Annotated in this window: 20 protein-coding genes; 13 read left to right on the top strand and 7 right to left on the bottom strand. The window is 68.3% G+C overall.

Annotated features, from left to right (window positions below):
- Positions 1-56 precede the first annotated feature (56 nt).
- Entirely contained in the window at positions 57-2,183 is a 2,127-nt protein-coding gene (locus MCHLDSM_RS11885; protein WP_048470308.1) for an Rv1355c family protein, read from the bottom strand.
- Positions 2,180-2,938 (bottom strand): hypothetical protein, encoded by a 759-nt coding sequence (locus tag MCHLDSM_RS11880; protein ID WP_048470210.1) that lies wholly within the window; start codon positions 2,936-2,938, stop codon positions 2,180-2,182. The genes MCHLDSM_RS11885 and MCHLDSM_RS11880 overlap by 4 nt, the downstream gene beginning before the upstream one ends.
- An 836-nt stretch (positions 2,939-3,774) precedes the next feature.
- On the opposite strand from MCHLDSM_RS11880, the gene MCHLDSM_RS11875 reads away from it, so the two are divergent.
- Positions 3,775-4,227, top strand: a complete 453-nt coding sequence (locus MCHLDSM_RS11875) for a MaoC family dehydratase (RefSeq protein WP_048416536.1) — start codon at positions 3,775-3,777, stop codon at positions 4,225-4,227.
- Between the two features lie 18 nt (positions 4,228-4,245).
- Here MCHLDSM_RS11875 and MCHLDSM_RS11870 read toward each other — a convergent pair whose 3' ends face one another.
- Positions 4,246-5,418: an acyl-CoA dehydrogenase family protein gene (locus MCHLDSM_RS11870; RefSeq protein WP_048470209.1), complete on the bottom strand. Its 1,173-nt coding sequence runs from the start codon at positions 5,416-5,418 to the stop codon at positions 4,246-4,248.
- Positions 5,419-5,503: 85 nt separating this feature from the next.
- Between MCHLDSM_RS11870 and fabG the strand changes: the two genes are divergently transcribed.
- From fabG to MCHLDSM_RS11840, 6 genes are all read left to right on the top strand, one after another.
- Complete coding sequence (gene fabG / locus MCHLDSM_RS11865) at positions 5,504-6,253, top strand: 3-oxoacyl-ACP reductase FabG (protein ID WP_048470208.1); 750 nt, start codon at positions 5,504-5,506, stop codon at positions 6,251-6,253.
- Positions 6,253-7,467: an acetyl-CoA C-acetyltransferase gene (locus MCHLDSM_RS11860; RefSeq protein ID WP_048470207.1), complete on the top strand. Its 1,215-nt coding sequence runs from the start codon at positions 6,253-6,255 to the stop codon at positions 7,465-7,467. Before fabG ends, MCHLDSM_RS11860 begins: the two co-directional genes overlap by 1 nt.
- Positions 7,464-8,657 (top strand): acyl-CoA dehydrogenase family protein, encoded by a 1,194-nt coding sequence (locus tag MCHLDSM_RS11855; protein WP_048470206.1) that lies wholly within the window; start codon positions 7,464-7,466, stop codon positions 8,655-8,657. The genes MCHLDSM_RS11860 and MCHLDSM_RS11855 overlap by 4 nt, the downstream gene beginning before the upstream one ends.
- 4 nt (positions 8,658-8,661) lie before the next feature.
- A complete protein-coding gene (locus MCHLDSM_RS11850) occupies positions 8,662-9,330 on the top strand; it encodes a GntR family transcriptional regulator (protein WP_048470205.1) in 669 nt (222 codons plus the stop codon).
- A gap of 90 nt (positions 9,331-9,420) precedes the next feature.
- The gene (locus MCHLDSM_RS11845; RefSeq protein ID WP_048470204.1) at positions 9,421-10,596 is read left to right on the top strand and encodes a thiolase family protein; all 1,176 of its coding nucleotides are present in this window, start codon (positions 9,421-9,423) and stop codon (positions 10,594-10,596) included.
- A 37-nt stretch (positions 10,597-10,633) separates the two neighbouring features.
- Entirely contained in the window at positions 10,634-11,395 is a 762-nt protein-coding gene (locus tag MCHLDSM_RS11840; RefSeq protein ID WP_048470203.1) for a crotonase/enoyl-CoA hydratase family protein, read from the top strand.
- Positions 11,396-11,404: 9 nt separating this feature from the next.
- On the opposite strand, the gene MCHLDSM_RS11835 is transcribed toward MCHLDSM_RS11840, so the two are convergent.
- Positions 11,405-11,779 (bottom strand): NYN domain-containing protein, encoded by a 375-nt coding sequence (locus MCHLDSM_RS11835; protein ID WP_082168827.1) that lies wholly within the window; start codon positions 11,777-11,779, stop codon positions 11,405-11,407.
- Between the two features lie 595 nt (positions 11,780-12,374).
- Between MCHLDSM_RS11835 and MCHLDSM_RS11830 the strand changes: the two genes are divergently transcribed.
- From MCHLDSM_RS11830 to MCHLDSM_RS40090, 3 genes are all read left to right on the top strand, one after another.
- A complete protein-coding gene (locus MCHLDSM_RS11830) occupies positions 12,375-13,358 on the top strand; it encodes a 3-oxoacyl-ACP synthase III family protein (RefSeq protein WP_234713952.1) in 984 nt (327 codons plus the stop codon).
- Positions 13,359-14,474 carry a sulfotransferase family protein gene (locus tag MCHLDSM_RS11825; protein ID WP_048470200.1) on the top strand — a complete coding sequence of 372 codons (1,116 nt, stop codon included), beginning with the start codon at positions 13,359-13,361 and terminating at the stop codon, positions 14,472-14,474.
- Between the two features lie 143 nt (positions 14,475-14,617).
- Complete coding sequence (locus MCHLDSM_RS40090; RefSeq protein WP_131722624.1) at positions 14,618-17,020, top strand: hypothetical protein; 2,403 nt, start codon at positions 14,618-14,620, stop codon at positions 17,018-17,020.
- A gap of 70 nt (positions 17,021-17,090) precedes the next feature.
- Here MCHLDSM_RS40090 and MCHLDSM_RS11815 read toward each other — a convergent pair whose 3' ends face one another.
- Entirely contained in the window at positions 17,091-18,743 is a 1,653-nt protein-coding gene (locus tag MCHLDSM_RS11815) for a medium-chain acyl-CoA ligase Mig (protein WP_048470198.1), read from the bottom strand.
- Positions 18,744-18,836: 93 nt separating this feature from the next.
- Between MCHLDSM_RS11815 and MCHLDSM_RS11810 the strand changes: the two genes are divergently transcribed.
- From MCHLDSM_RS11810 to MCHLDSM_RS11800, 3 genes are read left to right on the top strand one after another with little or no spacing between them, the layout of a single operon-like run.
- Entirely contained in the window at positions 18,837-19,211 is a 375-nt protein-coding gene (locus tag MCHLDSM_RS11810) for a nuclear transport factor 2 family protein (protein WP_048470197.1), read from the top strand.
- The gene (locus MCHLDSM_RS11805) at positions 19,208-20,281 is read left to right on the top strand and encodes a TIGR03857 family LLM class F420-dependent oxidoreductase (protein WP_082168825.1); all 1,074 of its coding nucleotides are present in this window, start codon (positions 19,208-19,210) and stop codon (positions 20,279-20,281) included. Before MCHLDSM_RS11810 ends, MCHLDSM_RS11805 begins: the two co-directional genes overlap by 4 nt.
- A gap of 11 nt (positions 20,282-20,292) precedes the next feature.
- Positions 20,293-21,309 carry an LLM class F420-dependent oxidoreductase gene (locus MCHLDSM_RS11800; RefSeq protein WP_048470195.1) on the top strand — a complete coding sequence of 339 codons (1,017 nt, stop codon included), beginning with the start codon at positions 20,293-20,295 and terminating at the stop codon, positions 21,307-21,309.
- A 68-nt stretch (positions 21,310-21,377) separates the two neighbouring features.
- On the opposite strand, the gene MCHLDSM_RS35955 is transcribed toward MCHLDSM_RS11800, so the two are convergent.
- Positions 21,378-21,581, bottom strand: coding sequence for a YbdD/YjiX family protein (locus tag MCHLDSM_RS35955; protein WP_082168824.1), 204 nt, complete (start codon positions 21,579-21,581; stop codon positions 21,378-21,380).
- Positions 21,515-23,821 carry a carbon starvation CstA family protein gene (locus MCHLDSM_RS11795; protein WP_048470194.1) on the bottom strand — a complete coding sequence of 769 codons (2,307 nt, stop codon included), beginning with the start codon at positions 23,819-23,821 and terminating at the stop codon, positions 21,515-21,517. Before MCHLDSM_RS11795 ends, MCHLDSM_RS35955 begins: the two co-directional genes overlap by 67 nt.
- Positions 23,822-23,861 lie beyond the last annotated feature (40 nt).

The raw sequence follows: 23,861 nt of genomic DNA, 5'->3' as shown, positions 1-23,861 counted from the left end.
ACCGATGTGACCACCAGGTCCAGGCTCTCGGGCAAGCGACTCGCTCCGTATCCGCATCAGGTCATCGGTGATGAGTGTTCCCCCTCGCCGCGACGCCGACTCGTCACCGACGGGCTCGGTGCCCGGGAGAGCCTCAGGACCAAGGCCAGTGATTCCTCGGCGTGCGCGGATACCAACTTCCGGAAAGTGTATTGCAGGTCGACGAGCGCATCGGCGAAGCGGGGCGACAGCGCGGTGAACTCCTGCCGGTCGGTTGCATAGAGAAACACCGGGGAGACCGGCTGGACGCCCAGCCCCTGCTCCTGCGCCTCGATCCACACCGCCTCCACCGCCGATCCTGCGCGCGCGTAATCGGCCAGGGAACGGCCCTCGACCGTCACGACGCCGAGCGCCGCGGCGGCGGCCACCTTTGTGAAGCTGTCCTCGCCGAGCGCGCCACCGGCGTCCCAGCGCGCGAGGTGATCCATCACGTCGCCGCGGCGCAGGATGTCGAGCAGCACCACGTCGGCGTCGTCGAGCTCGAGGCTGCGCACGTCGATGCCGGTGTCCGGACGCGGATCCCCGGGCCACCGCAGTTCGTCGAACATCTGCGCGTGCAGCATCGGGGTCAGGTAGCGGATCCGATCCGCCGCCGAGAGAAGGGAGGCCGCTCCGCTGAGGTCCTGCGGATCGGTCAGCAGCCGTAGCCGTGCGCCCTCGGTCTCGGCGGCCGCGGTCAGCGCGGCGACGGTGCGGTCCTCGAGGGCGGTGCGGGTGCCCTGGTGCCTGTTGGTCTCCCGCCGCCGCATCGCGTCGAAGAGACCGGCCAGCCGCGGATCGTGGTCGCCGGCGGCCAGCGTCACGTCGGCACTCAGCGGGTACCGCTCGTCGCCCGCCCGGAACTCGACGTGGGCGCGGTGTCCGCGCGCCGCCGCGGCGACCCGCGCGTTGAACACCGCGGCCCCCACGGCGACAGCGCTCCCGCGGAACCCCACGTCCATGGCCGACGTGAGCGCCGGGTCGAGATGAATGCTCACCGCGTCCGGACGTTCCTCGATGCGCCAGGGCTGACTGTTGCCGCCCGAGGGTGCGCGCCCGGCGGCATCGGCGACGGCAGCGATCACGTCCTCGGCCGGCCGTGGGCCCCGGCCGGCCGGCGCCGCGTCCTGCGGGCGCCCCTGATCCTCGGGCTCGGTGATCCCGTCCAACAGCGCGGGAATGTCGATCCGGACCCGGCCCGACGGCAGCGGTTCGCCGAGTCCGATCCGGCGGACCGCTTCGGCGACCGACGCGGCGCCGACCGCCACCTCGGAGGACAGCTGCGGCCACGTCGTCAAGGTCGAACCGACCTCGACGAGCGAGGCCGCCATCCGGGACGGCAGGGTGGCCGCATCGATCACCCGCAGCACCCGGGGCACCTTCTCCTTGGTGCTCAGTCCCGCCAGCTGGGCGGCGTCGATGTCGCCCAGCAGTCCGTGCAGTACCGGTCGGGTGGGCTCGGCGTCGAACCGTTCGACGTCGAGCAGGCCACCGCTGCTGGTCGCCATCAGCACCGGAATGCCCCGTGCCCGCGCCGCGGTGCGCACCAGCACCTTTGCGTCGAGCGAGTCGCACTCCTCGACGAGGACGTCGAGCCCGTCGAGGAAGCCGTCGACGGTGTCGGCGGTGAGTCCGGCCGGTTCCACGGTGACAGGCAGATACGGGTCCAGTTCGGCCAGGCGCCGGGCGCACACCACCGCCTTGTTCACGCCCACGTCGAGCACGGTCGCCGGGACCCGGTTCAGGTTCGACAAGTCGATCTGATCGAAGTCGGCCAGGCGGAGTTCCCCGCACAGGCCCTGGGTGGCCAGCGTGTGGGCGATGGCGTGTCCGACGCTCAGGCCGACGACGCCGACGCGCAGGCGCGCGAGGACGTCGAGTTCGTCGGGTGCGATGAGGTTGCGATTGCGGTCGAGGCGCAGCAGACGGTACGCGCGGGGGCCCAGGACTGCGGCCACCGTGCGACGCCACGGGTAGTACGCCCACCGGGGCGGCTCCTCGGCGATGTCGGCGGCGACGGCCGGGCGCAGGGCAGCCAGCTCCGCGCGCTGCTGCGCCACGGTGTCGACGATCTCGGTCCCCGGGTCACGGCGCAGCTCGGCCAGCCGCGCGGCGTCGCCGGGGATCGTGGTGTCGAAGACGGTGGCGGTGTGGACGTCGGTCATCCCCGCTGCCACGCGCCGGCTCCGACGGCGAGCTCATCGGCGTCGGCAGCCGGCGGCATCATGCCGCGCTGGTCGGCGAGGAACGCGGCGAGCTGACGCGGATGAGCGTGATTGGCGAACGTCAGGCGGTCCCACCACGCCAGCCGCGTCTGGTACCGCACATCGGGATATGGGGTCGCCGGGATCTTGGTGGCCAGCACACCGCCCGAGGACAGCCATCGCTTCAGCACATACGACGCCGCGGTCGCCACGATGAACTGGATGCCGAGCAGATCCATCGCATGCAGCGGGGTGCGGGCGATGGCGTTCGTCAACCGGCGACTCTCCTCGACGTCGTCGGTCACCCACGCCGTCTTCATCTCCGCCACGCCGAACGGCAAGCGGTCGGCCACCATCTTGCGCACCGCGCTCTCGCCCGGCTGGCCCGCCCATTCCTCGATTGCGTGGCACTCGTCGACCGACTTATACGGACCTTTGGCACGCAGTCCGCCCACGACTCGGCCCGCTCGATTGACGCATGCGGCGAAAAGAGCGGTGTCGTCCCCGCGGCGCAACGCGTCGACGTCGATGGCGGTACCGATGCCTTGCTGTTGGTAGCTGTGAAATGCGCCGTCGATGTAATCGGCCCACAGCTCCCGCTCCACCGACGGGCGCGCGTAAACGATGGTGCATTCCGTGGCCGGGTCCCAATAGTGCGGGCTGGCGTCCAGGCGGGAGGTGTCGTCGTCAGCAAACGCGAACTGGGGGAAGGTCATTTTCGTCCATTCGTCGGGCAGCGCAATGGCGGGGGCGGGTACTGCGCGGGGCGTGCAATAACGTGCACATTGATGAGTATCTCGCCCTCACTCACAGGAATTCCAGCTAGCGAAGGCAACTCGACCGGGAATTCAGGTCTCCGGAACGGTAACGATCTGGTCACGATCTCGCTCGCGATCGCAATGGCAATCTCGGACTTCCCGGTTGATGCAGGTCATAAACGGGATGTGGTAGCCACGGCGAACTCGCAAGGCCCCGCGGCGGCGGTTCGGCCGCCGGTTCCATAAGCGTCCTGATCTTTGCTCCCGGCGCCCCCCGCGGGGGCCGCTCGGCCTGCGTGATCAGCGCTCGACGCCGTCGGCCCCATCGGTTACCCCCCGGTAACCTGCCGGTTCGGTCGGCGCGCGCTCGGGTCGGGCAATGCGGCGCCCGCGGAGCTGCCGCGGGCCGTCGCGGGCCGCCGTCGCGGTCGCCAGTCGTGCAGGAGCGCGCGCGTCGGGAAGACGCCCGGCAACGATTTGATCAATGGAATCAATGGGAAGTGGGTTTGCCAAATCTGCACAGGCGCGTGAATATCGCTGACGAATACGCGCCATTTCCGCGATAATGCGAGCGAATGAGAATGCAATTCGCGATCCGAGGCAGCGCTTATGTCGGCGGCGCGATCGGAGGGCGCGAGCAACGAAATGGCACAACCATTCCTGACGGTCGACTGCGGGAGGAACGACGGCATGATGTGTCACGTTCGCGCGCCGTGTTCGCCATCGGTGCGGACGCGAAGGACCGCTGTGGCACTGTGAGGACCGCACGTGACGGCGCGTCGAAGGAGACACTGGTGAAGAAATTCAACGATCTAACCGAGTTCGTGGCAGCCGAGGGCACCCAGCTCGGCCCCACCGAGTGGCTCGAGATCACGCAGGAGCGCGTCAACCTGTTCGCAGACGCCACCGACGACCATCAGTGGATCCACGTCGACCCCGAGCGGGCGGCCGGTGGACCTTTCGGCGGCACCATCGCGCACGGGCTGCTGACCCTGTCGCTGCTTCCTCACTTCACGCATCAGCTCTACACCGTGGACAACGTCGCGATGGCGATCAACTACGGATACAACAAGGTCCGGTTCATCACGCCGGTGCGGGTCGGAGCACGGTTGCGGGCGCGCGCCGTCATCTCGGCCGTCAGTCAGCTCGAGAACGCCGTGCAGGCCACGGTGAGCACGACCGTGGAGATCGAGGGATCGGAGAAGCCCGCGGCGATCGCCGAATCCATCGTGCGTTTCATCGGCTGACCCGTCGGGTCCGTCCGGTCACCGCTGAGTTGCCTTGGCGGCCTTCGCCAGACCGCCTCCGATGATGAGCCGCTGGATCTCGCTGGTGCCCTCGTAGAGCCGGAGTAGGCGCACGTCCCGATAGATGCGCTCCACCGGGACGTCGCGCATGTAGCCGGCGCCGCCGTGGATCTGAACGGCGAGATCGGCCACGCGGCCCACCATCTCGGTGCAGAACAGCTTCGCGGCCGAGGGGGCGAGCCTGCGGTCCTCGCCGGTGATCCACAGCCGGGCGGTGTCGCGCACCAGCGCGCGGCCCGCCATCACCCCGGTCTGCTGGTCGGCGAGCATCGCCTGCACCAACTGGAAATCCCCGATCGGTGTGCCGCCCTGCGTCGCGGTCGCGGCGTAGGCCACCGATTCGTCGAGGGCACGCTGGGCGGTGCCCACCGCGAGCGCCGCGATGTGCACCCGGCCGCGGGCCAGGGAGGTCAGCGCCGCCCGGTAGCCGATGTCCTCGGCGCCGCCGACCAGCGCGTTCTGACCGACGCGGACGTCGGTGAACGTGACATCGGCGGTCCAGGCGCCTTCCTGTCCCATCTTCTTGTCCTTGGCTCCCACGGCGACACCGGCCGTGTCGGCGGGGACCAGGAACACCGCGATGCCGGCGCCGTCGGCATCGGCCGGGCGGGTCCGGGCGAACGTCACGAACAGATCCGCCGTGGGCGCGTTGGTGATGTACTGCTTGCTGCCGTTGATGATCCACCCGTCGCCATCTCGAACCGCCTTGGTGCGCAACCCCGATGGATTCGATCCGGCGCCCGGTTCGGTCAGCGCGAACGATGCGACGACGTCACCGGTGGCGATGCGCTCCAGCCACGTGGACTTCTGTTCCTCGGTGCCGTAGCCGACGAGGACCTGTCCCGCGATGCCGTTGTTCGTGCCGAACATCGAGCGCAGAGCAAGCGAGGTGTAGCCGAGTTCCATCGCGAGTTCGACGTCCTGCGCGAGGTCCAGGCCGAGGCCGCCCCACTCCTGGGGGATGGCGTACCCGAACAGGCCCATCTTCTTGACCTGCTCACGCAGGTCGTCGGGCACGCGGTCGTCGGAGAGGATCTCCTGCTCGCGGGGGACGACGGCGGTGCGGACGAAGTGCCGGGTCTGCGCCAGGATCTCGCGGAAGTCCTCATCGCTGACTTCGGGGGTGCTCATCGCAGTGTCCTCCTCACAGGGGTGCTGACCGCAAATATCGTATATGAAATACGATGAGCCCCGATCAGGTCCCGACGAGGTGAGGATGGATGCAGTGGCACTACTGGCTGGTCAGACCGCGGTGGTCACCGGGGGAGCGCAGGGCTTGGGTCTCGCCATCGCGCAACGGTTCGTCGACGAGGGCGCCCGGGTGGTTCTCGGCGATGTGAACCTCGACGCGACCCAGGCGGCGGCCGACTCCCTCGGAGGCGACGACGTCGCACGCGCGGTGCGCTGCGACGTGACGGACTCCCGGGAGGTCGACGCGCTGGTCGCGGCCGCGACCGAGCACTTCGGCGGTCTGGACATCATGGTCAACAACGCAGGCATCACCCGGGACGCCACCATGCGCAAGATGACCGAGGAGCAGTTCGACCAGGTGATCGCGGTGCATCTGAAGGGCACGTGGAACGGCCTGCGGGCCGCGGCGGCGGTGATGCGGGAGAACAAGCGCGGGGCGATCGTGAACATGTCCTCCATCTCCGGCAAGGTCGGCATGGTCGGGCAGACGAACTACTCGGCCGCCAAGGCCGGCATCGTCGGGATGACGAAGGCGGCCGCCAAGGAACTCGCCTATCTCGGCGTGCGGGTCAACGCCATCCAGCCCGGGCTGATCCGTTCGGCGATGACCGAGGCCATGCCGCAACGCATTTGGGACTCCAAGGTGGCCGAGGTGCCGATGGGGCGCGCCGGGGAACCCGACGAGGTGGCCAAGGTCGCGCTGTTCCTGGCCTCCGACCTGTCCTCGTACATGACGGGCACCGTCCTCGAGATCACCGGCGGGCGCCACCTCTGATGCGGGAGGCGGTGATCTGCGAGCCGGTCCGCACGCCGATCGGTCGTTACGGCGGCATGTTCTGTGACCTGACCGCCGTCGACCTCGGCGTCGCCGCGCTGCAGGGGCTGCTCGAGCGGACCGGTGTGGCGCCCGAGGCCGTGCAGGACGTGATCGTCGGGCACTGCTACCCCAGCATGGAGGCGCCGGCCATCGGCCGGGTCATCGCGCTCGATGCCGGGTTGCCCGTCACGGTGCCCGGGATGCAGATCGACCGGCGTTGCGGCTCAGGACTGCAGGCGGTGATCCAGGCGTGCCTGCAGATCGGCAGTGGCGCACAGGAACTCGTGGTCGCCGGCGGCGCGGAGTCGATGAGCAACGTGGTGTTCCACTCGACCGAGATGCGCTGGGGACCCCCGCGCGGCGGCATCACCGTGCACGACGGACTGGCCCGCGGCCGGACCACCGCGGGCGGCAGACATCACCCGGTACCCGGCGGCATGCTCGAGACCGCGGAGAACCTGCGCCGCCGGTACGACATCTCGCGGGAGGAGCAGGATGCGCTCGCCGTGCGGTCGCATCAGCGGGCGGTCGCCGCCCAGAACGACGGCCTACTCGCCGAGACGATCGTTCCCGTGACGGTCCGCAGCCGCTCCGGCGAGAGCCTGGTCGACACCGACGAGCATCCGCGCGCCGACACCTCCGTCGAGAAGCTCGCTGCGCTGAAACCTGTTCTGCTGAAAGCTGATCCGCAGGCCACCGTCACCGCCGGAAACTCCAGCGGACAGAACGACGCGGCCTCGATGTGCCTGGTGACCACCCCGGAGAAGGCTGCGGAACTCAGACTCACCCCGCTGGTACGGCTCGTTTCGTGGGCGGTCGCCGGTGTGCCGCCCGAGGTGATGGGGATCGGACCGGTGCCGGCAACCCGGGCAGCGCTGCGCCACGCCGGCCTCGAACTCGCCGACATGGACCTCATCGAGCTGAACGAGGCGTTCGCGGCGCAGGCCCTCGCGTGCATGCGCGAATGGTCCTTCACGGCAGAGGATCTGGAGCGCACCAATGTGCACGGCTCGGGCATCTCGCTCGGGCATCCCGTCGGCGCGACAGGAGGCCGGATGCTCGCCACACTCGCGCGGGAACTGCACCGTCGGCGGGGCCGCTACGGACTGGAGACCATGTGCATCGGCGGCGGTCAGGGACTGGCCGCGATCTTCGAAAGGGTGGACGCATGACCAAACTCGCTCAGACGCTCGGGCTCACCGAGTTCCAGACCGAGATCATCGCCACCGTGCGGCAGTTCGTCGACAAGGAGATCATTCCGGCCGCACAGGAGCTCGAACACACCGACACCTATCCGCAGGCCATCGTCGACGCCATGCGCGAGATGGGGCTGTTCGGCCTGATGATCCCCGAGGAGTACGGCGGACTCGGCGAATCCCTGCTGACCTATGCGCTGTGCGTGGAGGAGTTGGCGCGCGGCTGGATGAGTGTCTCGGGCGTCATCAACACCCATTTCATCGTCGCCTACATGATCCGTCAGCACGGCACCGACGAGCAGAAGCGCCATCACCTGCCGCGGATGGCCACCGGCGAGACCCGGGGCGCGTTCTCGATGTCCGAGCCCGAGCTGGGTTCCGACGTCGCGGCCATCCGCACCCGGGCCACGGACAACGGCGACGGCACCTACACCATCGACGGCCAGAAGATGTGGCTGACCAACGGCGGGAGTTCCACCCTGGTCGCCACGCTGGTGCGCACCGACCTGGGCGCGGACAAGCCCCATCGCAACCTGACCGCCTTCCTGATCGAGAAGCCCACGGGCTTCGGGGAAGTGGCGCCCGGGCTGACCATTCCGGGCAAGCTCGCCAAACTCGGGTACAAGGGCGTCGACACGACCGAGATGGTCTTCGACGGGTACCGGGCCGCGGCGGCCGACATCCTCGGTGCCGCGCCGGGACAGGGCTTCGCCCAGATGATGGACGGCGTCGAAGTGGGTCGGGTGAACGTCGCCGCCCGGGCCTGCGGAGTCGGCATCCGGGCCTTCGAGCTGGCCGCGCGTTATGCCCAGCAGCGCAGTACCTTCGGCAAGCCGATCGCCGAGCACCAGGCCATCGCGTTCCAACTGGCCGAGATGGCCACGAAAGTCGAGGCGGCTCATCTGATGATGGTCAACGCCGCCCGGCTCAAGGACTCCGGGGAGCGCAACGACGTCGCCGCCGGAATGGCGAAGTACTTCGCCAGCGAGGTGTGCGCGGAGGTGACGCAGCAGAGCTTCCGGATCCACGGCGGATACGGCTACTCCAAGGAGTACGAGATCGAACGGCTGATGCGCGACGCCCCGTTCCTGTTGATCGGCGAGGGAACCAGCGAGATCCAGAAGAACATCATCAGCAAGCGGCTCCTCGCCGACTACCGGGTGTAGTTCGGTGAGCACCTTCGATTTCGCGGTCAGGCCGCAGCTCGCCGAGGACGTGGCCCGGATCGTGCGTCAGCGGGTCTTCGATGGAACCTACGCCGCCGGCGCGTATGTGCGGCTCGACCAGCTCGCGGCCGAACTCGGCGTCAGCGTGACCCCGGTGCGCGAGGCGCTGTTCGAACTCAAGGCCGAAGGGCTGCTGGATCAGCAGCCCCGTCGGGGTTTCGTGATCCGGCCGGTGACGGTGCGTGACGTCACCGACGTCGCGCAGGTGCAGGCCCACATCGGCGGCGAACTCGCGGCGCGCGCCGCGGCCGCGATCACCGATGCCGCGCTCGACGAGCTGACCGCCATCCAGGGCGAGTTGGAGGCCGCCTACGCCGCCGGCGACGGGGAACGGGCCGTGCGGTTGAACCACGACTTCCACCGGGCGATCAACGTCGCCGCCGACTCGCCGAAACTCGCGCAGCTGATGTCGCAGATCACCCGGTACGCGCCCGAGGCGGTGTTCCCGACGATCGACGGCTGGCCCGAGGAGTCCAATCGGCACCACCGCCGGCTGCTGGATGCCCTGGCGGCTCGGGACGAGGACGGGGCCCGCTCCGCGATGTCGGAGCATCTGGCCGCGGGCGCGGCTCCGCTGATCGAGCACCTCACCCGGCGCGGCGTGATCGCCTGACCTCGGCCCCACTGCAGCCGGCGCTACAGTATCTGCTACTTTTGTAACGTCCGTCGGATGCGTCCGCCTGCCCAGACCCGAGGTCGAAACATGCCCACTCCTGTCATCGTCGGCGCCGCCAGGACGGCCATCGGCCGATCCTTCAAAGGCACGCTGGTCAACACCCCGCCCGAAACCCTGATCACCACGGTGCTGCCCGAGGTGGTACGGCGCTCCGGCGTTGACCCTGCGGATGTCGACGACATCATCTTCGCTGAATCCCATTACGGCGGAGGCGATCTCGCTCGCTACGCGGCAGCCGCGACCGGCCTCGAGCATGTGCCGGGACAGTCGGTGAACCGGCACTGTGCGGGCAGCCTCACGGCGATCGGCAACGCGTCGGCGCAGATCGGCTCCGGGATGGAGCGGGTGCTGATCGCCGGCGGCGTGCAGTCACTGTCGATGACGCCTCTGGTGAACTGGCGCATCCCCGGCCCCGAGCTGAGGTTCGAGGAGCGCTGGATGCCGCCGACGCACGTCGAGACACCCGACGCGCCTTCCAAGGACATGTCGATCACGGTCGGCTGGAACACCGCACAGGCCGTCGGCATCACCCGCGAGGAGATGGACGCTTGGGCGGCGCGCTCGCACCAGCGCGCCGTCGCGGCCATCGACGCCGGCAAATTCGTCGAGGAGATCATCCCGCTGAAGGTGACGCAGTTCGACGGCTCGGTGACCGACTTCAGCGTCGACGAGCATCCGCGCCGCGACACGACCGTCGAGAAACTGGCCGGGCTCAAGGTGCTCCATCCCGAGATCGAGGGATTCTCGATCACCGCCGGCAACAGCAGCGGCACCAACGACGCCGCCGCCGGCGTCGCGCTGGTCGAGGCGGACTACGCCGCGGCGAACGGCCTCACCGTGATGGCGACCGTCCGAGCCTGGGCCGCTGCGGGTGTCGCCCCGAGAGACTGCGGACTCGGCGCGCTGAGATCGATCGACAAGGTGCTCGACCGGGCGGGCCTGAAGGCCTCCGACGTGGCGCTGTGGGAGATCAACGAGGCGTTCGCATCGGTGCCGATCGCGGCGTGCCGCGAGTTCGGCCTGGACGAGGAGTTGGTCAACTTCTCGGGCAGCGGCTGCAGCCTCGGCCATCCGATCGCCGCCTCCGGCGCCCGGATGGTCACTACGCTGATCTACGAACTGCAGCGCCGCGGCGGTGGCATCGGAGTCGCCGCGATGTGCGCCGGCGGCGGGCAGGGCGGCGCCGTCGTCGTCGAGGTCTGACCTCGGGGCGACACCACACGAAAGGTCAAGGGAGACAGTGGCAGACGAGGTTCTCACCGAACGCCGCGAGCGCGTTCTGATCATCACCATCAATCGGCCCGAGGCGCGCAACGCGTTCAACCTCGCGGTGGCGAGGGGACTGGCCGATGCGATGGACGAACTCGACGAGAGCCCCGAGCTGTCGGTGTCGATCATCACCGGCGCGGGCGGCAACTTCTGTGCGGGGATGGATCTGAAGGCGTTCATGGCCGGGGAGGTGCCCGCGATCCCCGGCCGGGGCATCGGCTTCACCGAGCGGCCGCCGCGCAAACCCGTGATCGCCGCGGTCGAGGGTTACGCGCTGGCGGGCGGCACCGAGATCGTGCTGGCCACCGACCTCGTGGTGGCGGCCAGGAACGCGAAGTTCGGCATCCCGGAGGTCAAGCGCGGTCTGGTGGCCGCGGGTGGCGGACTGCTGCGGCTGCCGCACCGCATCCCGTACCAGAAGGCACTGGAACTCGCCCTGACCGGAGACAGCTTCACCGCTGAGGAGGCCGCGCAGTGGGGCTTCGTCAACGTGCTCACCGAACCCGGCGAGGCTCTCGACGGCGCCCTGGCGCTCGCCGATCGCATCACCGCGAACGGCCCGCTCGCGGTGGCGGTCACCAAGGAGATCATCATGAAATCCGCGGACTGGAGCGAGAGCGAGATGTGGCGCAAACAGGGCCAACTCATCGCCCCCGTGTTTTCCTCGAAGGACGCGATGGAGGGGGCGACGGCGTTCGCCGAGAAGCGCAAGCCGAACTGGACCGGCACCTGACCGGTCCGTTCAGCGCGGGTCGATCAGATTCCGCAGCCGCTCCGCCGGGACCACCGCGGCCCCGCCCGATCTGACCCGGTCGGCCAGTGTCCGGTCCGAGGTGGCGACCACGACGTCGTCGGGGCGCGCCTGCGTACCGATCAGCCGGACGATCTCGTCGTCCGCGGAGTTCGGGCCTGCCGCCGGAGCATGCACGATGGTGACGACGTCCGATTCGATCGGGGGGACGGGCGGCTGCTCGAAGACCACCGTGACGTCCACCTGCTCGGCCAGCGACCACCGCTCGAGGCGATGGACCAGATCCGTCATCGCCCGGTGCCGGTCGCGCCACCACCCGTCAGGCCGCGTGCCGATCACGTTCATGGCATCGACAATCCAGCGCACCCCCTCCAGGCTATCCGGACAGTCCACGCCCCGAGGCCCACCGGCGTGCTGCGTGAGGCCATCTCCTATCCGCGGGGGCGGATCCACCTCGCGCACGCCGACATCGCCCGGCAGATCGCGTCGCTCGGGGAGGGCGAGCCGGTTCGGCTGGACGCGGTCCGACGCGGCATCCACCGTCGGGACCACTGCGTTTGACAGATCCGCCGGTCCGTGTTGCTGGCCGCAGCGGCGACCGAATCTCCCGAAAAACCCGACCTGTCGATTTGCTCCCGGATTTCGGGGGGTCAGCTAACCTTGCCGCAGGTAGAGATATTACGTAGTAGTCAATATCAAGGCCGCGTCGGGGGAGAAGCTGTGAGCGGCCTGGCAAAATTTGTGTCCCAACCGAGATCTGCCCAAACTGCTGACAGCCTGTGTAGGGCACGGTAACTTCCACAGAGAAACGTCGGCGTAGTAAGTTTCGTTTGCTGCAATTGCGGAGCCGCCCCGTGGCTCATAGTCTATGACCTGCTAGCGCTACCATCTCGCCACCACTTGACAGGGGGATCGGCTCATGACGCTTCCAACTCTTTACTTCTCTCGGCCAGCCTCCGTGTTGCCTGAGAAGGCAATGGACAACGACGAGGTGCTCAGCATCGTTCGCGAGCAGTTCACAGGGCCCGCATCGGAGTGGGACGGCGTCGAGCAAACCATCCGATACGTCTTCGACCGGTGCAACACCAAGACGCGCTACCTGGACCAGAGCACCACCCTGTCCCCGGGCGAGTTTGCGTCCCAGGCCGCGATCGCCTGCCTCGAGCAGAACGGGGTGGCGGCGAGCGACCTCGACCTCCTCGTCTACGGCGGGATCGCCCGGGACAACTTCGAGCCCGCCACCGCGGCCGAGGTGGCAGGCCGGATCGGCGCCCGACCGCTGCATGCGACCGACGTGACGTGCGCGTGCGCCGGGCTGATCGAAGCGATGCACACCGTGGCGGGCTACTTCGCGCTGCACCCGGAGATGAAGACGGCGCTCATCTGCTCCGGCGAGCTCACCCGCGACCGCATCACCTACGACATGGGGTCGCTCCAGGATGTCGCGGTGTTCGCCGCCGGCCTGACCCTGGGCAACGCCGCGACCGCGCTGCTGGTGTCGCGGGAGCCGCTGGCCGGCGGGAGCGCGCGCCTGGAGGGCATCTTCCACAAGACGCTGTGCGAGCACTACGGACTGTGCAAGACCCCGGTCGACGGGCATTTCACGTCGAAGTCGAAGGAACTGTTCGCGCTCTCGGTGCACGTGCCGCCCGCGATCCGGGAGATGCTCGGTGATCTCGGATGGTCCTCGGAGGAGGTCGACCACTACGCCTTCCACCAGCCCAGCGAGGCCGTGCTCGAGCGGGTGTTCACCGAGCTGGGCGCCCGCCCGCAGGCCTGCGTCCACACGCACTCGCTGTTCGGCAACACCGCCAGCACCGCCTGGGCGCTCGCGCTCGAGTACCGACTCGAACACGGCACCGTGGAGCCCGGGGACAAGATCGTGATGGCAAGTGCCGCAGCCGGTTTCACCATCGTCGGTGCTGCCGCTGTCTGGGAGGGCTGAATGGGGCGCTACCTCCGCGTCTACCGGGTCATCAACAAGACGTTCGGTCTGTGGCTGCGGCCGCTGGGCACGTTCCTCATCCTGCAGGTACGGGCAGGCCTCTCCGCGGTGACGATGGGACTGGACCGGATCGTCTTCCCGAAGTACCGCGAGGAGCCCCTCGACCGACCCATCTTCATCATCGGCAACCCCCGCAGCGGCACCACGTTCCTGCACCGCTTCCTGCTGGGCACCGGCGACCTGGCCGCGTTCGAGCTGTGGGAGATGCTGTTCCCGGCGATCACCGCCCGCAAGCTGCTGGGCCGTATCGTGCCCCGGCTCGACCGGCTCTCACCCGCGCGCTACCACCCGTCCGATGTGCACGACACCAGCCTGCGCGGTATCGAGACCGACGATCCGGCATGGTTCTTCCACACCCTCGACGGGCCGTTCGCCTGGGCCTACTTCCTGGCCTGGCAGGACACCTGGGGCAGCGATCTGTCCCGGCGCTGCTTCGGCATCGACGGTGTCAGTGAGCAGGAGAAGGAGCGCTTCTTCCGTTACTACGAAGAGCTCTGGCGAAGGAATCTGTACTACAAGAAAGATCGCCGCATCCTCGCCAAGACGAGCATGCTGACGTTCCGCCTCGACGAGGTGCTGCAGCGCTATCCGGACTGCAAGCTGGTCTACATCGTCCGGGATCCGGTCGAGGTCATCCCGTCGGGCATGTCCCTGATCGCGAGCGTGCTCGAGAACGGCTACGACGCGTTCAACCGCACCAGCGCCGAGGACCAGGAGCGGTGGGTGGAGAACCTCTACCAGGCCTCTTGTGCCATGCTGCGGGTGTTCTACGACGCGTACGTCTCCGGCGCGATACCCGAGAAGAACCTCTGCGTGGTGCGCTATCCCGACCTGATCCAGAACCTGGAGCCGACCATCGCGCGGATCTGCGAGTTCGCCGAGATCGAGCCCACCGCAGCGTTTCTCGACGAGGTGCGCGCGCAGGCCGAGAAGCAGCGCTCGTACAAGAGCAAGCACCAGCACGCACCGGATCGTTTCGGCCTGAGCGCCGAGCGGATCCAAAAGGATCTGGCCTACGTCTACGACGCCTTCGACCTGCCGCGGCGGGTCGGCTGAGACCACCGATGGGCGACCGGAGTGTGGACGGCGCCCAGCAAAAATGTGAAGGTTTTCTGGATGACGTCGGAAACAGGCTGTGGAGGCTGTCCCGACTTGTATAGTTTCGCTCACATGTCGCTGGTAGCCCCTGGGGGATTGCAATGAATGCTGGTTCGTATGTCGGTCGCATCGGTGGACTGGCTGTCGCCCTCGGAGTAGGTGCGGCGGTGTTCACCGGCCACGGAGTCGCCTATGCCTCCACCGACACGGATTCATCCGCCTCGGGCGGCGCCTCCGGAGCGACCGGCGCCACCGGCACGACGTCCACCTCCGAGTCGTCCACCATCTCCGGCACGCAGTCGACCGGAAAGTCCGGTACCGACACGTCGGCGTCCGACAAGGGCTCAAGCGACAAGCCCGACGCCACCGACGACACCAGCACCGGCACCGGCAAGAAGGACCGCCACACCCTCTGGTCGGACCTGTTCGGCGGTCACAAGCCCAAGCCGGGCACCGACACCGACGACCCCGACGCCACCCCCTCCGACGGGACGGACGAGACCCCGTCCGGCGGCACCGACGAGACCCCGCAGCAGGGCGCCGACGATCCGGCCGAGGCGGTCAAGACCCCGCCGAAGAAGCCGCGGTGGTCGTGGAAGCCCGCCGAGGAGTCGACGTCCACGTCGACCGACGACACCAGCACCGTCGACACGACCCCGACCAAGAAGCCGCTGAAGTCCTTGCTGGCCAGCATCGCCGTCGATGCCCCGGATACCACCAAGCCGGCCTCCACCCTGGTGGAGGTGTCGACGGCTGCCCAGACCCCCGAGACGACCACGGCGGAGGTCCCGACGGCCACCGCGCAGGAAGCGTCCACGACCCCGGTGTCGCAGGGCCCGCTGGCCACGCTGTTCAAGCGGTTGCTCGACGTCTTCAGCGGCAACGCGCCGACGTCGCCTGCGGCGAACTCGCCGTTCGCCTGGGTCGCGGCCGCGGCATCGCGCCGTGAGCTCGCCGCCGCGCAGACCGACGACCCGACGATGTACTGGAACGGCTACGAGGTCGTTCCCGTCGGCGAGCCGACCATCGGGCAGTTCTACGGCAAGTACACGATGGTTCCTGCTTTTCCCGGCATCGTCCAGGGCAAGCAGGACTTCCAGCTGGTCGACCCGAGCAACGGCACCACGGTCGCCACCATCCACGGGCTGGTGACCTACAACAATGACGTCGGCTCCGGTAACCGGCTGCTGCAGATCATGGTCGACAGCGTCGACTTCGAGGTCGACGGCGCCGAGTTCGGCACGGATCTCAAGGACATCCCGCGGCCCGGGTCGGTGTTCGCCAGTGTGAGCAACGGCAAGTACGGCAACGTCTACTCCGCTCTGGACAACCCCGGCGGCAAGGACGTCGTCACCTACAAGTTCGTGACGTCCAGCTTCTCGCTGCCGCTCAACCCCGACCCGTTCCGGATCAACTTCAGCTCGGCCAACTTCCTCTACGACAACGTCGGGGTGAACCGGCCGCTGCACACCCAGGACGGCTACTACATCAAGCCGATCAACCCGACCACCCCGTGGACGGCGTACGCCGCCTATCAGCCGCTGTTCAACGCCATCCAGGGGTCGAACACCTTCGGCGTCTACGACGAGCAGACGAACCAACTCGTCGGCACCTTCGACGGCGTCGTCACGGTCACGTCCGACTTCTGGGGTACCACCAGCGAGGCCATCCTCGTCACCAACGCCGAGGGCGACAAGGTGGGTGTCGGGGCCGGCCAGATCCCGCCGGAAGGCACCATCTACAACATCATCTACTGGACCGAGGACCCGGGCGACTACCTTCTCTACTACGCCAAGCCGGACGCGCGGCCGAACTCGAACGTGATCAAGACGATCCTGGTCGATACAAAGAGGTCGGGCAGGGTGGACACCCTGGATCTGCAGTTCCGCTTCGACGCGGCCGCGCCGCCGGTCCGGACGTCGCTGGACGTTCCGGGTCGCAACGGCACCGGCTACAGCCTCAAGCCCGTCGGCGAGCTGCAGTACTCCGGGGTCAACGGCCTCCCGCCACGCGAGGCCATCGTCCAGGGCTATCAGCAATACGAGGTCTACGACTCGGCCGGCAAGTACCTCGGCAAGGTCAATGCCGACGTGACCAAGCAGTGGAATCTCGCCGGCAACAGCTCCGAGGCCGTGCTGGTCACCGGCATCGTCGATGTGGCGGAAGATTCGGGCGTCGGTCCGGAGGCGGGCAAGGTCCCGCCGGTCGGATCGGTGTTCAACTTCAGCTACACCGGCACCACCGGGTTCGGCGAGGCGTACTACGCGCTGCCCACCGACTCGGGCAGGAGCAAGATCTCCTTCCAATACGTCACCCCGTTCGGCGGAATCCCGGCGTTCAAGAACTACGACGCGGCCAAGGAGCTCGGCGACTACAACTACTACAGCCCGTTCGACGGCAACCAGAACTTCAACCTGCTCAGCGCATCCGGCGCCGAGTCCGGTGCGCTGCTCGGCGCCAGCCAGCCGCTGTGCGTGCTCGACGGGTCGACCTGCGAGGTCTGAGCCTGACGTTCTGCTCGACAACAGCGGTGCGATCGCCTGAATCAGGCGGTCGCACCGCTGTTTTCGCGGCTCACTGCCCGCTGATGGCCTGTTCCCGGGCCCAGCGGTAGTCGGCCTTGCCGGCCGGGCTGCGTTCGATCACGGGCCGGAACACCACCGCCTTGGGCAGTTTGTAGCGCGCGATCACCTGTGCCGCATGCTCGACGAGCTCCTCGGCCGATGCGTCCCTGCCCTCGGCGAGCGCGACCACCGCGACCACCTCCTGACCCCAACGCTCGCTGGGCCGCCCGGCCACCACGACGTCGGCGACGGCGGGATGCGACGCGACCGCCGACTCCACCTCCTCGGCGAAGATCTTCTCGCCGCCCGAATTGATCGTCACCGAGTCGCGGCCGAGCAACTCGATCGCGCCGTCGGCGAGGTGGCGGGCGCGGTCGCCGGGGACCGAATGCCGGACACCGTCGATGACCGGGAACGTCGCGGCGGTCTTCACCGGGTCACCCTTGTAGCCCAGCGGAACGTATCCGCGCTGCGCGAGCCAGCCCATCCCGTCGTGGCCCGGTTCCAGCAGGGCGCTGAGATCCTCTGCGGCGACCGAGGTGTCGGGCCCGGCGGTGAACGTGCCCGTCGACACCGCACCCTGACCCGACATGTGGGTCATCTGCGCACCGGTCTCCGAGGAACCGACCCCGTCGACGACCATCAGGTTCGGCTTCGCGTCGATCAGCCGCTGTTTGGCGGTCGGCGTGAGTTGCGCTCCGCCGTTGGCCACCACCGCCAGCGACGACAGATCGGCCCCGGTGCGCTCGAACGCATCGGCCAGCGGCCGGGCCATCGCATCGCCGACGACGGTGACCGCCAGGACCTTCTCCCGCTCGACCGTGCGCACGACGTCGTCGACGTCGAGGTGGTCGGTCACCGCGGAGAACACCACGGACTGCCCGGTCGTCATGGCCGTCAGGACGGCCCACTGCGCGGCACCGTGCATCAGCGGCGGCAGCACCATCAGCGTGGTGCCGGGGGATTCCGCGCACCGGGTGGCGATGTCGTCGTAGGAGCGGGCGGCCTCGCCGGTGTAGAGGCTGCGGCCGCCGAACGAGGTCATGAAGATGTCGTGCTGGCGCCACAGCACACCCTTGGGCATGCCGGTCGTGCCGCCGGTGTACAGCACGTAGAGATCGTCGGGCGAGGGCTCGACCGGAGGCGGATCGGCTGGCCCTTCCCCGACGATCGACTCGTAATCGACTGCACCGGGCAACAATTCGTTGCCCGAGTCGTCCGCGATCTGGATGAGCACGCGCAGCGCCGGAAGATCGGGGAGCACCTCGGCCAGCCGCGGGGCGAACGCGGAATGGTAGAGCAGTGCGGAGGCGCCCGAATCCGACAGCAGGTAGTGCAGCTCGCTCTTGACGTAGCGGTAGTTGACGTTGAACGGGGCGACGCGGGCGCGCCACGCGCCCAGCATCCCCTCCACGTACTCCGGGCCGTTGTGCGCGTAGATGCCGAGCAGATCCTGGCCCACCTCGTGCCCGGGCAGCCCGCTGCGCTCGGTGTGGCACCCCAGCCCCTGGGCGTGCAGGAACGCCCCGAACCGGTTCGACCGCTCGACGATCTGCGCATAGGTCAGACGCCGCTCGCCCTGGATGATGAACTCGCGGTCACCGATGACCCGGACGACCGCGTCGGCGGCGCCGGGAACGGTGAACTCATTCGGCTGTGGCATGCGTTGGACTCTAGACCGGCCCGGTATCCGGAGTGAACACCTGCGGCCGAGTTGTATGGTCAGTGCGGGCCGTCCCCGGTTGGAGGTGTCGTGATGACCCGTACCGCCCGCGACGTGGTGGAGCAGTACAACCTCGTGGTCTGGAATCAGCGCGACGTCGCGCTGGCGGGGGAGCTCCTCGGCGAGACGGTGATTCGGCACGAGGTGGGTGCGGCCGTCACGCTGACGCACGACCAGGCGGTCGCGCGCGTCGTCGACCATCTCGCGATGTTCGAGACGATCCGCTTCGACCTGCACCTGGTGGTGGCCGGCGACGACGGCGAGCATGTCGCGGTCGTCTACCAGTCACCCATGCGGCTGACGGACGGCACCGAGACCACCATCGGGAGTATGGAGATCTTCCGCGTCGTCGATGGCAGGATCACCGAGGTCTGGAACTGCGGCTACAAGCAAGGAGTCTGGGCGTGACGGATACGAGCGACGCGACCCCGGGAGGTCGTCGGGTGCTCGACGAGCTGGGGTTCTATCTGCTGGCCGGCGCCGGCGGCGACGGTCCCGCCGGGCTGATGGACGAGGCGCGTCGCGGCGAGGAACTCGGCTTCGGCACGGGGTTCATCTCCGAGCGCTGGAACGTCAAGGAGGCCTCGTCGCTGACCGGCGCCGCGCTGGCGGTCACCTCGCGGATGCGGATCGCCACCGCCGCCACCAACCACAACACCCGGCATCCGCTGATCACCGGGTCGTGGGCGACCACGATGCACCGGCTCTCGGGGGGGCGGTTCACCCTCGGGATCGGGCGGGGCATCGCAGCGATGTACGACGCGTTCGGTGTGCCGGCCGTGACGACCGCGCAGATGGAGGACTTCGCGCAGGTCATGCGCAGGCTGTGGCACGGTGAACTGATCTTCGGCCACGACGGCCCGATCGGCCAGTACAACCTGCTCTTCCTGGACCCCGACTTCCGCGAGGACATCCGGCTCGCGATCGTCGCGTTCGGCCCCCAGACGCTGGCGCTGGGCGGTCGGGTGTTCGACGACGTCATCCTGCACACCTACTTCACCCCCGAGACGCTGCAGCGCGCCGTCACCACTGTGAAGGACGCCGCCGAGCAGGCGGGCCGCGACCCGGCCGACGTCCGGGTGTGGTCGTGCTTCGCGACGGTGGGGGACCACCTGCCCGAGGAGCTGCGGCTGAAGAAGACGGTGGCTCGGCTGGCCACCTATCTGCAGGGCTACGGTGACCTGCTGGTCCGCACCAACGGCTGGGATCCTGCTGTGCTGCAACGCTTCCGGGACGATCCCGTGGTGCAGTCGGTCCCGGGCGGCATCGACCACAAGGCCACCGCCGATCAGATCGAGCACATCGCGACACTGATCCCCGACGAGTGGCTGGAACCCGCGGCGACGGGCTCTGCGCAGCAGTGCGTCGACCGGCTGCGTCAGGAGTTCGACTACGGCGCGGACGCGGTGATCATGCACGGCGCCACGCCCGACGAACTCGAACCGATCGTGGCCGCCTACCGCGCGTCCGACCGTTGACCGCAGCCGGGGTGAAGGTCGACGCGGCCGTCGTCGGGCAGCTCGCGCAGGTACCCGAGGGCGCCCGTGCCCTCGAGCGGCGCGGCTACGACGGATGCTGGACCGCCGAGATCGACCACGATCCGTTCCTGCCGCTGACGCTGGCCGCCGAACACACCAGTCGTATTCAACTGGGCACCAGCATCGCGGTGGCGTTCGCGCGTAACCCGATGACCGTGGCGCAGATCGGATGGGACCTGCAGGACTATTCGCAGGGTCGGTTCCTGCTGGGGCTCGGTTCCCAGATCAAGCCGCACATCGAGCGACGGTTCAGCATGCCGTGGGACCGTCCGGTGGCGCGGATGCGCGAGTTCGTCGCGGCGATGCGGGCGATCTGGACCTGCTGGCGCGACGACAGTCCGCTGCGCTTCGAGGGCGACTTCTACACGCACACGCTGATGACACCGATGTTCACTCCGCCGGCACACGGTCACGGCGACCCGGCGGTATTCCTCGCCGCGGTGGGTGACCGGATGACCGAGATGTGCGGCGAAGTCGCCGACGGGCTTCTGGCGCATGCCTTCTCGACGGAACGCTATCTGCGCGAGGTGACGATCCCGACGCTGACCCGCGGATTGGAGCGGGCGGGCCGGCAGCGTGCCGACATCGAGGTGGCCAGCCCGTTGTTCGTGGTGACCGGTCACGACGAGGCTGAACTGGCCGCGGCGGCCGTCGGCACCCGCACGCAGATCGCGTTCTACGCGTCCACCCCGGCCTACCGGGGTGTGCTCGAACTGCACGGCTGGGGTGACCTGCAGACCGAGTTGCACCGGCTGTCCCGGGCGGGCGACTGGGATGTCATGGGATCGCTGATCGACGACACGATGCTCGAGACGTTCGCGGTGGTGGCGCCGGTCGACGACGTGGCCGGCAAGATCCTGGACCGGTGTGCCGGGGCGATCGACCGCGTGCTGGTCGGGTTCCCGGCGACCGTGAGCGAGGCCGAGATCGCCGAGCTGACGGCGACCCTGCACCGCGGCACCCCGTGACCGGAGCGTCGAGATCGACGAAATGGGGTGCGCGTCTCGCGTTTTCCCCCCGAACGTCGGTTCGGGCGTCAGCAGCAGCGGGCGCCGGGGTTGGCGTCCGCGGCGGCGTGCCGATGCCGCCAGTACTCGCGCTCCGACATCACCGGGGCGCCCGGATGCGCGCGTTCCCGATGTTCCACATACCGCCGGTAGTGGTCGTCTCCCATCAAGGACCCGACGTACCAGCCGATCTGGCCGAATGCCCGGCGTGCTCCCGCGGTAACCCGTCCCACTGCTTCTGCACCTCCTTCTCGGCGGCGGTGACGAACATGCCCGACGGGGCGAACATCCGCGACGGGACGGGCTCGTCCTCTGTCAGCGGGGCACCCTGGCCGCGAATCGCCTTGATGGCCATCGCGACACCGGCGGCGAAGACGATCAGCGTGAGTGCTGCGAAGACGATCGACAGCGTGCCCTGGATGAACGTGTTGCGGATGACGGCGTCGAGCTGGCCGGGGTTCTTGGCGGCCCCGAACGCGGTCTCACCGGCGTCCCTGGCGTTGCGGTAGGAGAAGTGCTGCGTCCAGTACCCGACCTTCGGGTCGCCGGAGAAGATCTTCTGCCAGGACGCCGTCATGGTCACGATGAGATCCCACGTCAGCGGAATGCCGGGAATCCAGGCCCATTTCAGCAGGCCGCGCTTGATGACCACCACGGTGACCACGGTGAGCGCGATCGCGGCCAGCAGCTGGTTGGCGATGCCGAACAGCGGGAACAGGGTGTTGATCCCGCCCAGCGGATCGGTGACTCCCATCAGCAGGATGCTGCCCCATGCGGCGACGACGACCAGGCTGCACACCCACGCGCCGACGCGCCAGCTCGGATTGCGCAGCTTCTTCAGCGGTCCGCCCAGGTTGCCCAGTGCGTCGGACAGCATGAATCGCGCCACGCGCGTCCCGGCATCGACGGTGGTGAGGATGAACAGCGCCTCGAACATGATCGCGAAGTGGTACCAGAACGCCTTGAGCCCGGTGCCCCCGAACACCTGGTGCAGCACTTCGGACATGCCGAAGGCGAGCGTGGGCGCTCCGCCGGTGCGCGAGACGATGGTTTCCTCCCCGACACTGCGGGCCGCCTCGTCGATGTCCTGCGGGCTGATCGGCGCCCCGGACAGCCCGAGCCCGTTGACGTAGTCGGCGGCGCTCTGCGCGGTGGTCCCGGTCGAAGCCGAGGGGGCATTCATCGTGAAGTAGAGGTGCTGATTGATGATCGCCGCGGTGATCAGCGCCATGATCGCCACGAACGACTCGGTCAGCATGCCGCCGTACCCGATCAGCCGCATCTGGCTTTCCTTCTCGAGCAGCTTCGGCGTGGTGCCCGAGGAGATCAGGGCGTGGAAGCCCGACAGCGCGCCACAGGCGATCGTGATGAACAGGAACGGGAACAGGGAGCCGGCGAAGACGGGACCGGTGCCGCTGGCAGCGAAGGAGGAGATGGCCGGGGCCTCCATGACCGGGCGGGCGATCAGGATCCCGATGGCCAGCAGCGCGATGGTGCCCACCTTCATGAAGGTGGACAGGTAGTCGCGCGGGGCGAGGAGCAACCACACCGGCAACACCGAGGCCGCGAGGCCGTAGAGGATGATGCACCACGACAGGGTCACCTTCGACAGCGTGAACCAGTCCACGCCCCACGAGGTTTCGGCCACCCAGCCGCCTGACACGACAGCCAGCAGCAACAGCGCCACGCCGATCACCGAGACCTCGGAGACCCGGCCGGGCCGCAGGAACCTCAGGTACAGACCCATGAAGATCGCGATCGGGATCGTCATCGCGATCGAGAAGACGCCCCAGGGGCTCTCGGACAGGGCGCCCACCACCACCAGCGCGAGCACGGCCAGCAGGATGACCATGATCACCAGCACGCCGACGATCGCGGCGATGCCGCCGACCACGCCGAGTTCGTCGCGCGCCATCTGGCCCAGCGAGCGGCCCCGGCGGCGCACCGAGATCGACAGCACGAGGTAGTCCTGGACGCAGCCGGCCACGACGGCGCCGATGATGATCCAGATCGCCCCGGGCAGGTAGCCCATCTGCGTCGCCAGCACCGGACCGACCAGCGGGCCCGCTCCGGCGATCGCGGCGAAGTGATGTCCGTAGAGCACCCGCCGATCGGTCGGCATGTAGTCGGTGCCGTTCTCGAAAACCTCGGCGGGCGTGGCGATGTCGTCGCGCGGTCGCACCACCTTCATCTCGATCAGCCGGGCGTAGAACCGGAAGCCGATGACATAGGTGCAGATCGCGGCGATCACGAACCACACCGCGTTCACGGTCTCCCCGCGGAAGAACGCGATCATGGCCCACGCCAGCGCCCCGAGCACCGCGACGACAGCGAAGATGATCTTGTGTTTCGTCGTGATCGGCGACCGGTCGATGATCGCGACGGGCGGCAGATCCTTGTCGGTCTTCACGTAGGTGATGTCACCGACGGATTCTTCGATGCGCCCTGACGGTGCGGCAGTGGGTGTGGCCATGATCCTCCGAGTCCCTCCCTCGTCGGCTCGACGCGCGTGC

Origin of the sequence: Mycolicibacterium chlorophenolicum, from assembly GCF_001044235.1 — a bacterium.
Classification (GTDB): Bacteria; Actinomycetota; Actinomycetes; order Mycobacteriales; family Mycobacteriaceae; genus Mycobacterium; species Mycobacterium chlorophenolicum.
This window is presented reverse-complemented; position numbering and strand designations above follow the sequence as displayed.

Excerpts from the sequence above, each read along its gene's own strand:
- MCHLDSM_RS11885 (WP_048470308.1), bottom strand. The coding sequence starts at position 2,183 with ATGACCGACGTCCACACCGCCACCGTCTTCGACACCACGATCCCCGGC.
- MCHLDSM_RS11880 (WP_048470210.1), bottom strand. The coding sequence starts at position 2,938 with ATGACCTTCCCCCAGTTCGCGTTTGCTGACGACGACACCTCCCGCCTG.
- MCHLDSM_RS11870 (WP_048470209.1), bottom strand. The coding sequence starts at position 5,418 with ATGAGCACCCCCGAAGTCAGCGATGAGGACTTCCGCGAGATCCTGGCG.
- fabG (WP_048470208.1), top strand. The coding sequence starts at position 5,504 with ATGGATGCAGTGGCACTACTGGCTGGTCAGACCGCGGTGGTCACCGGG.
- MCHLDSM_RS11860 (WP_048470207.1), top strand. The coding sequence starts at position 6,253 with ATGCGGGAGGCGGTGATCTGCGAGCCGGTCCGCACGCCGATCGGTCGT.
- MCHLDSM_RS11855 (WP_048470206.1), top strand. The coding sequence starts at position 7,464 with ATGACCAAACTCGCTCAGACGCTCGGGCTCACCGAGTTCCAGACCGAG.
- MCHLDSM_RS11845 (WP_048470204.1), top strand. The coding sequence starts at position 9,421 with ATGCCCACTCCTGTCATCGTCGGCGCCGCCAGGACGGCCATCGGCCGA.
- MCHLDSM_RS11825 (WP_048470200.1), top strand. The coding sequence starts at position 13,359 with ATGGGGCGCTACCTCCGCGTCTACCGGGTCATCAACAAGACGTTCGGT.
- MCHLDSM_RS40090 (WP_131722624.1), top strand. The coding sequence starts at position 14,618 with ATGAATGCTGGTTCGTATGTCGGTCGCATCGGTGGACTGGCTGTCGCC.
- MCHLDSM_RS11815 (WP_048470198.1), bottom strand. The coding sequence starts at position 18,743 with ATGCCACAGCCGAATGAGTTCACCGTTCCCGGCGCCGCCGACGCGGTC.
- MCHLDSM_RS11810 (WP_048470197.1), top strand. The coding sequence starts at position 18,837 with ATGACCCGTACCGCCCGCGACGTGGTGGAGCAGTACAACCTCGTGGTC.
- MCHLDSM_RS11795 (WP_048470194.1), bottom strand. The coding sequence starts at position 23,821 with ATGGCCACACCCACTGCCGCACCGTCAGGGCGCATCGAAGAATCCGTC.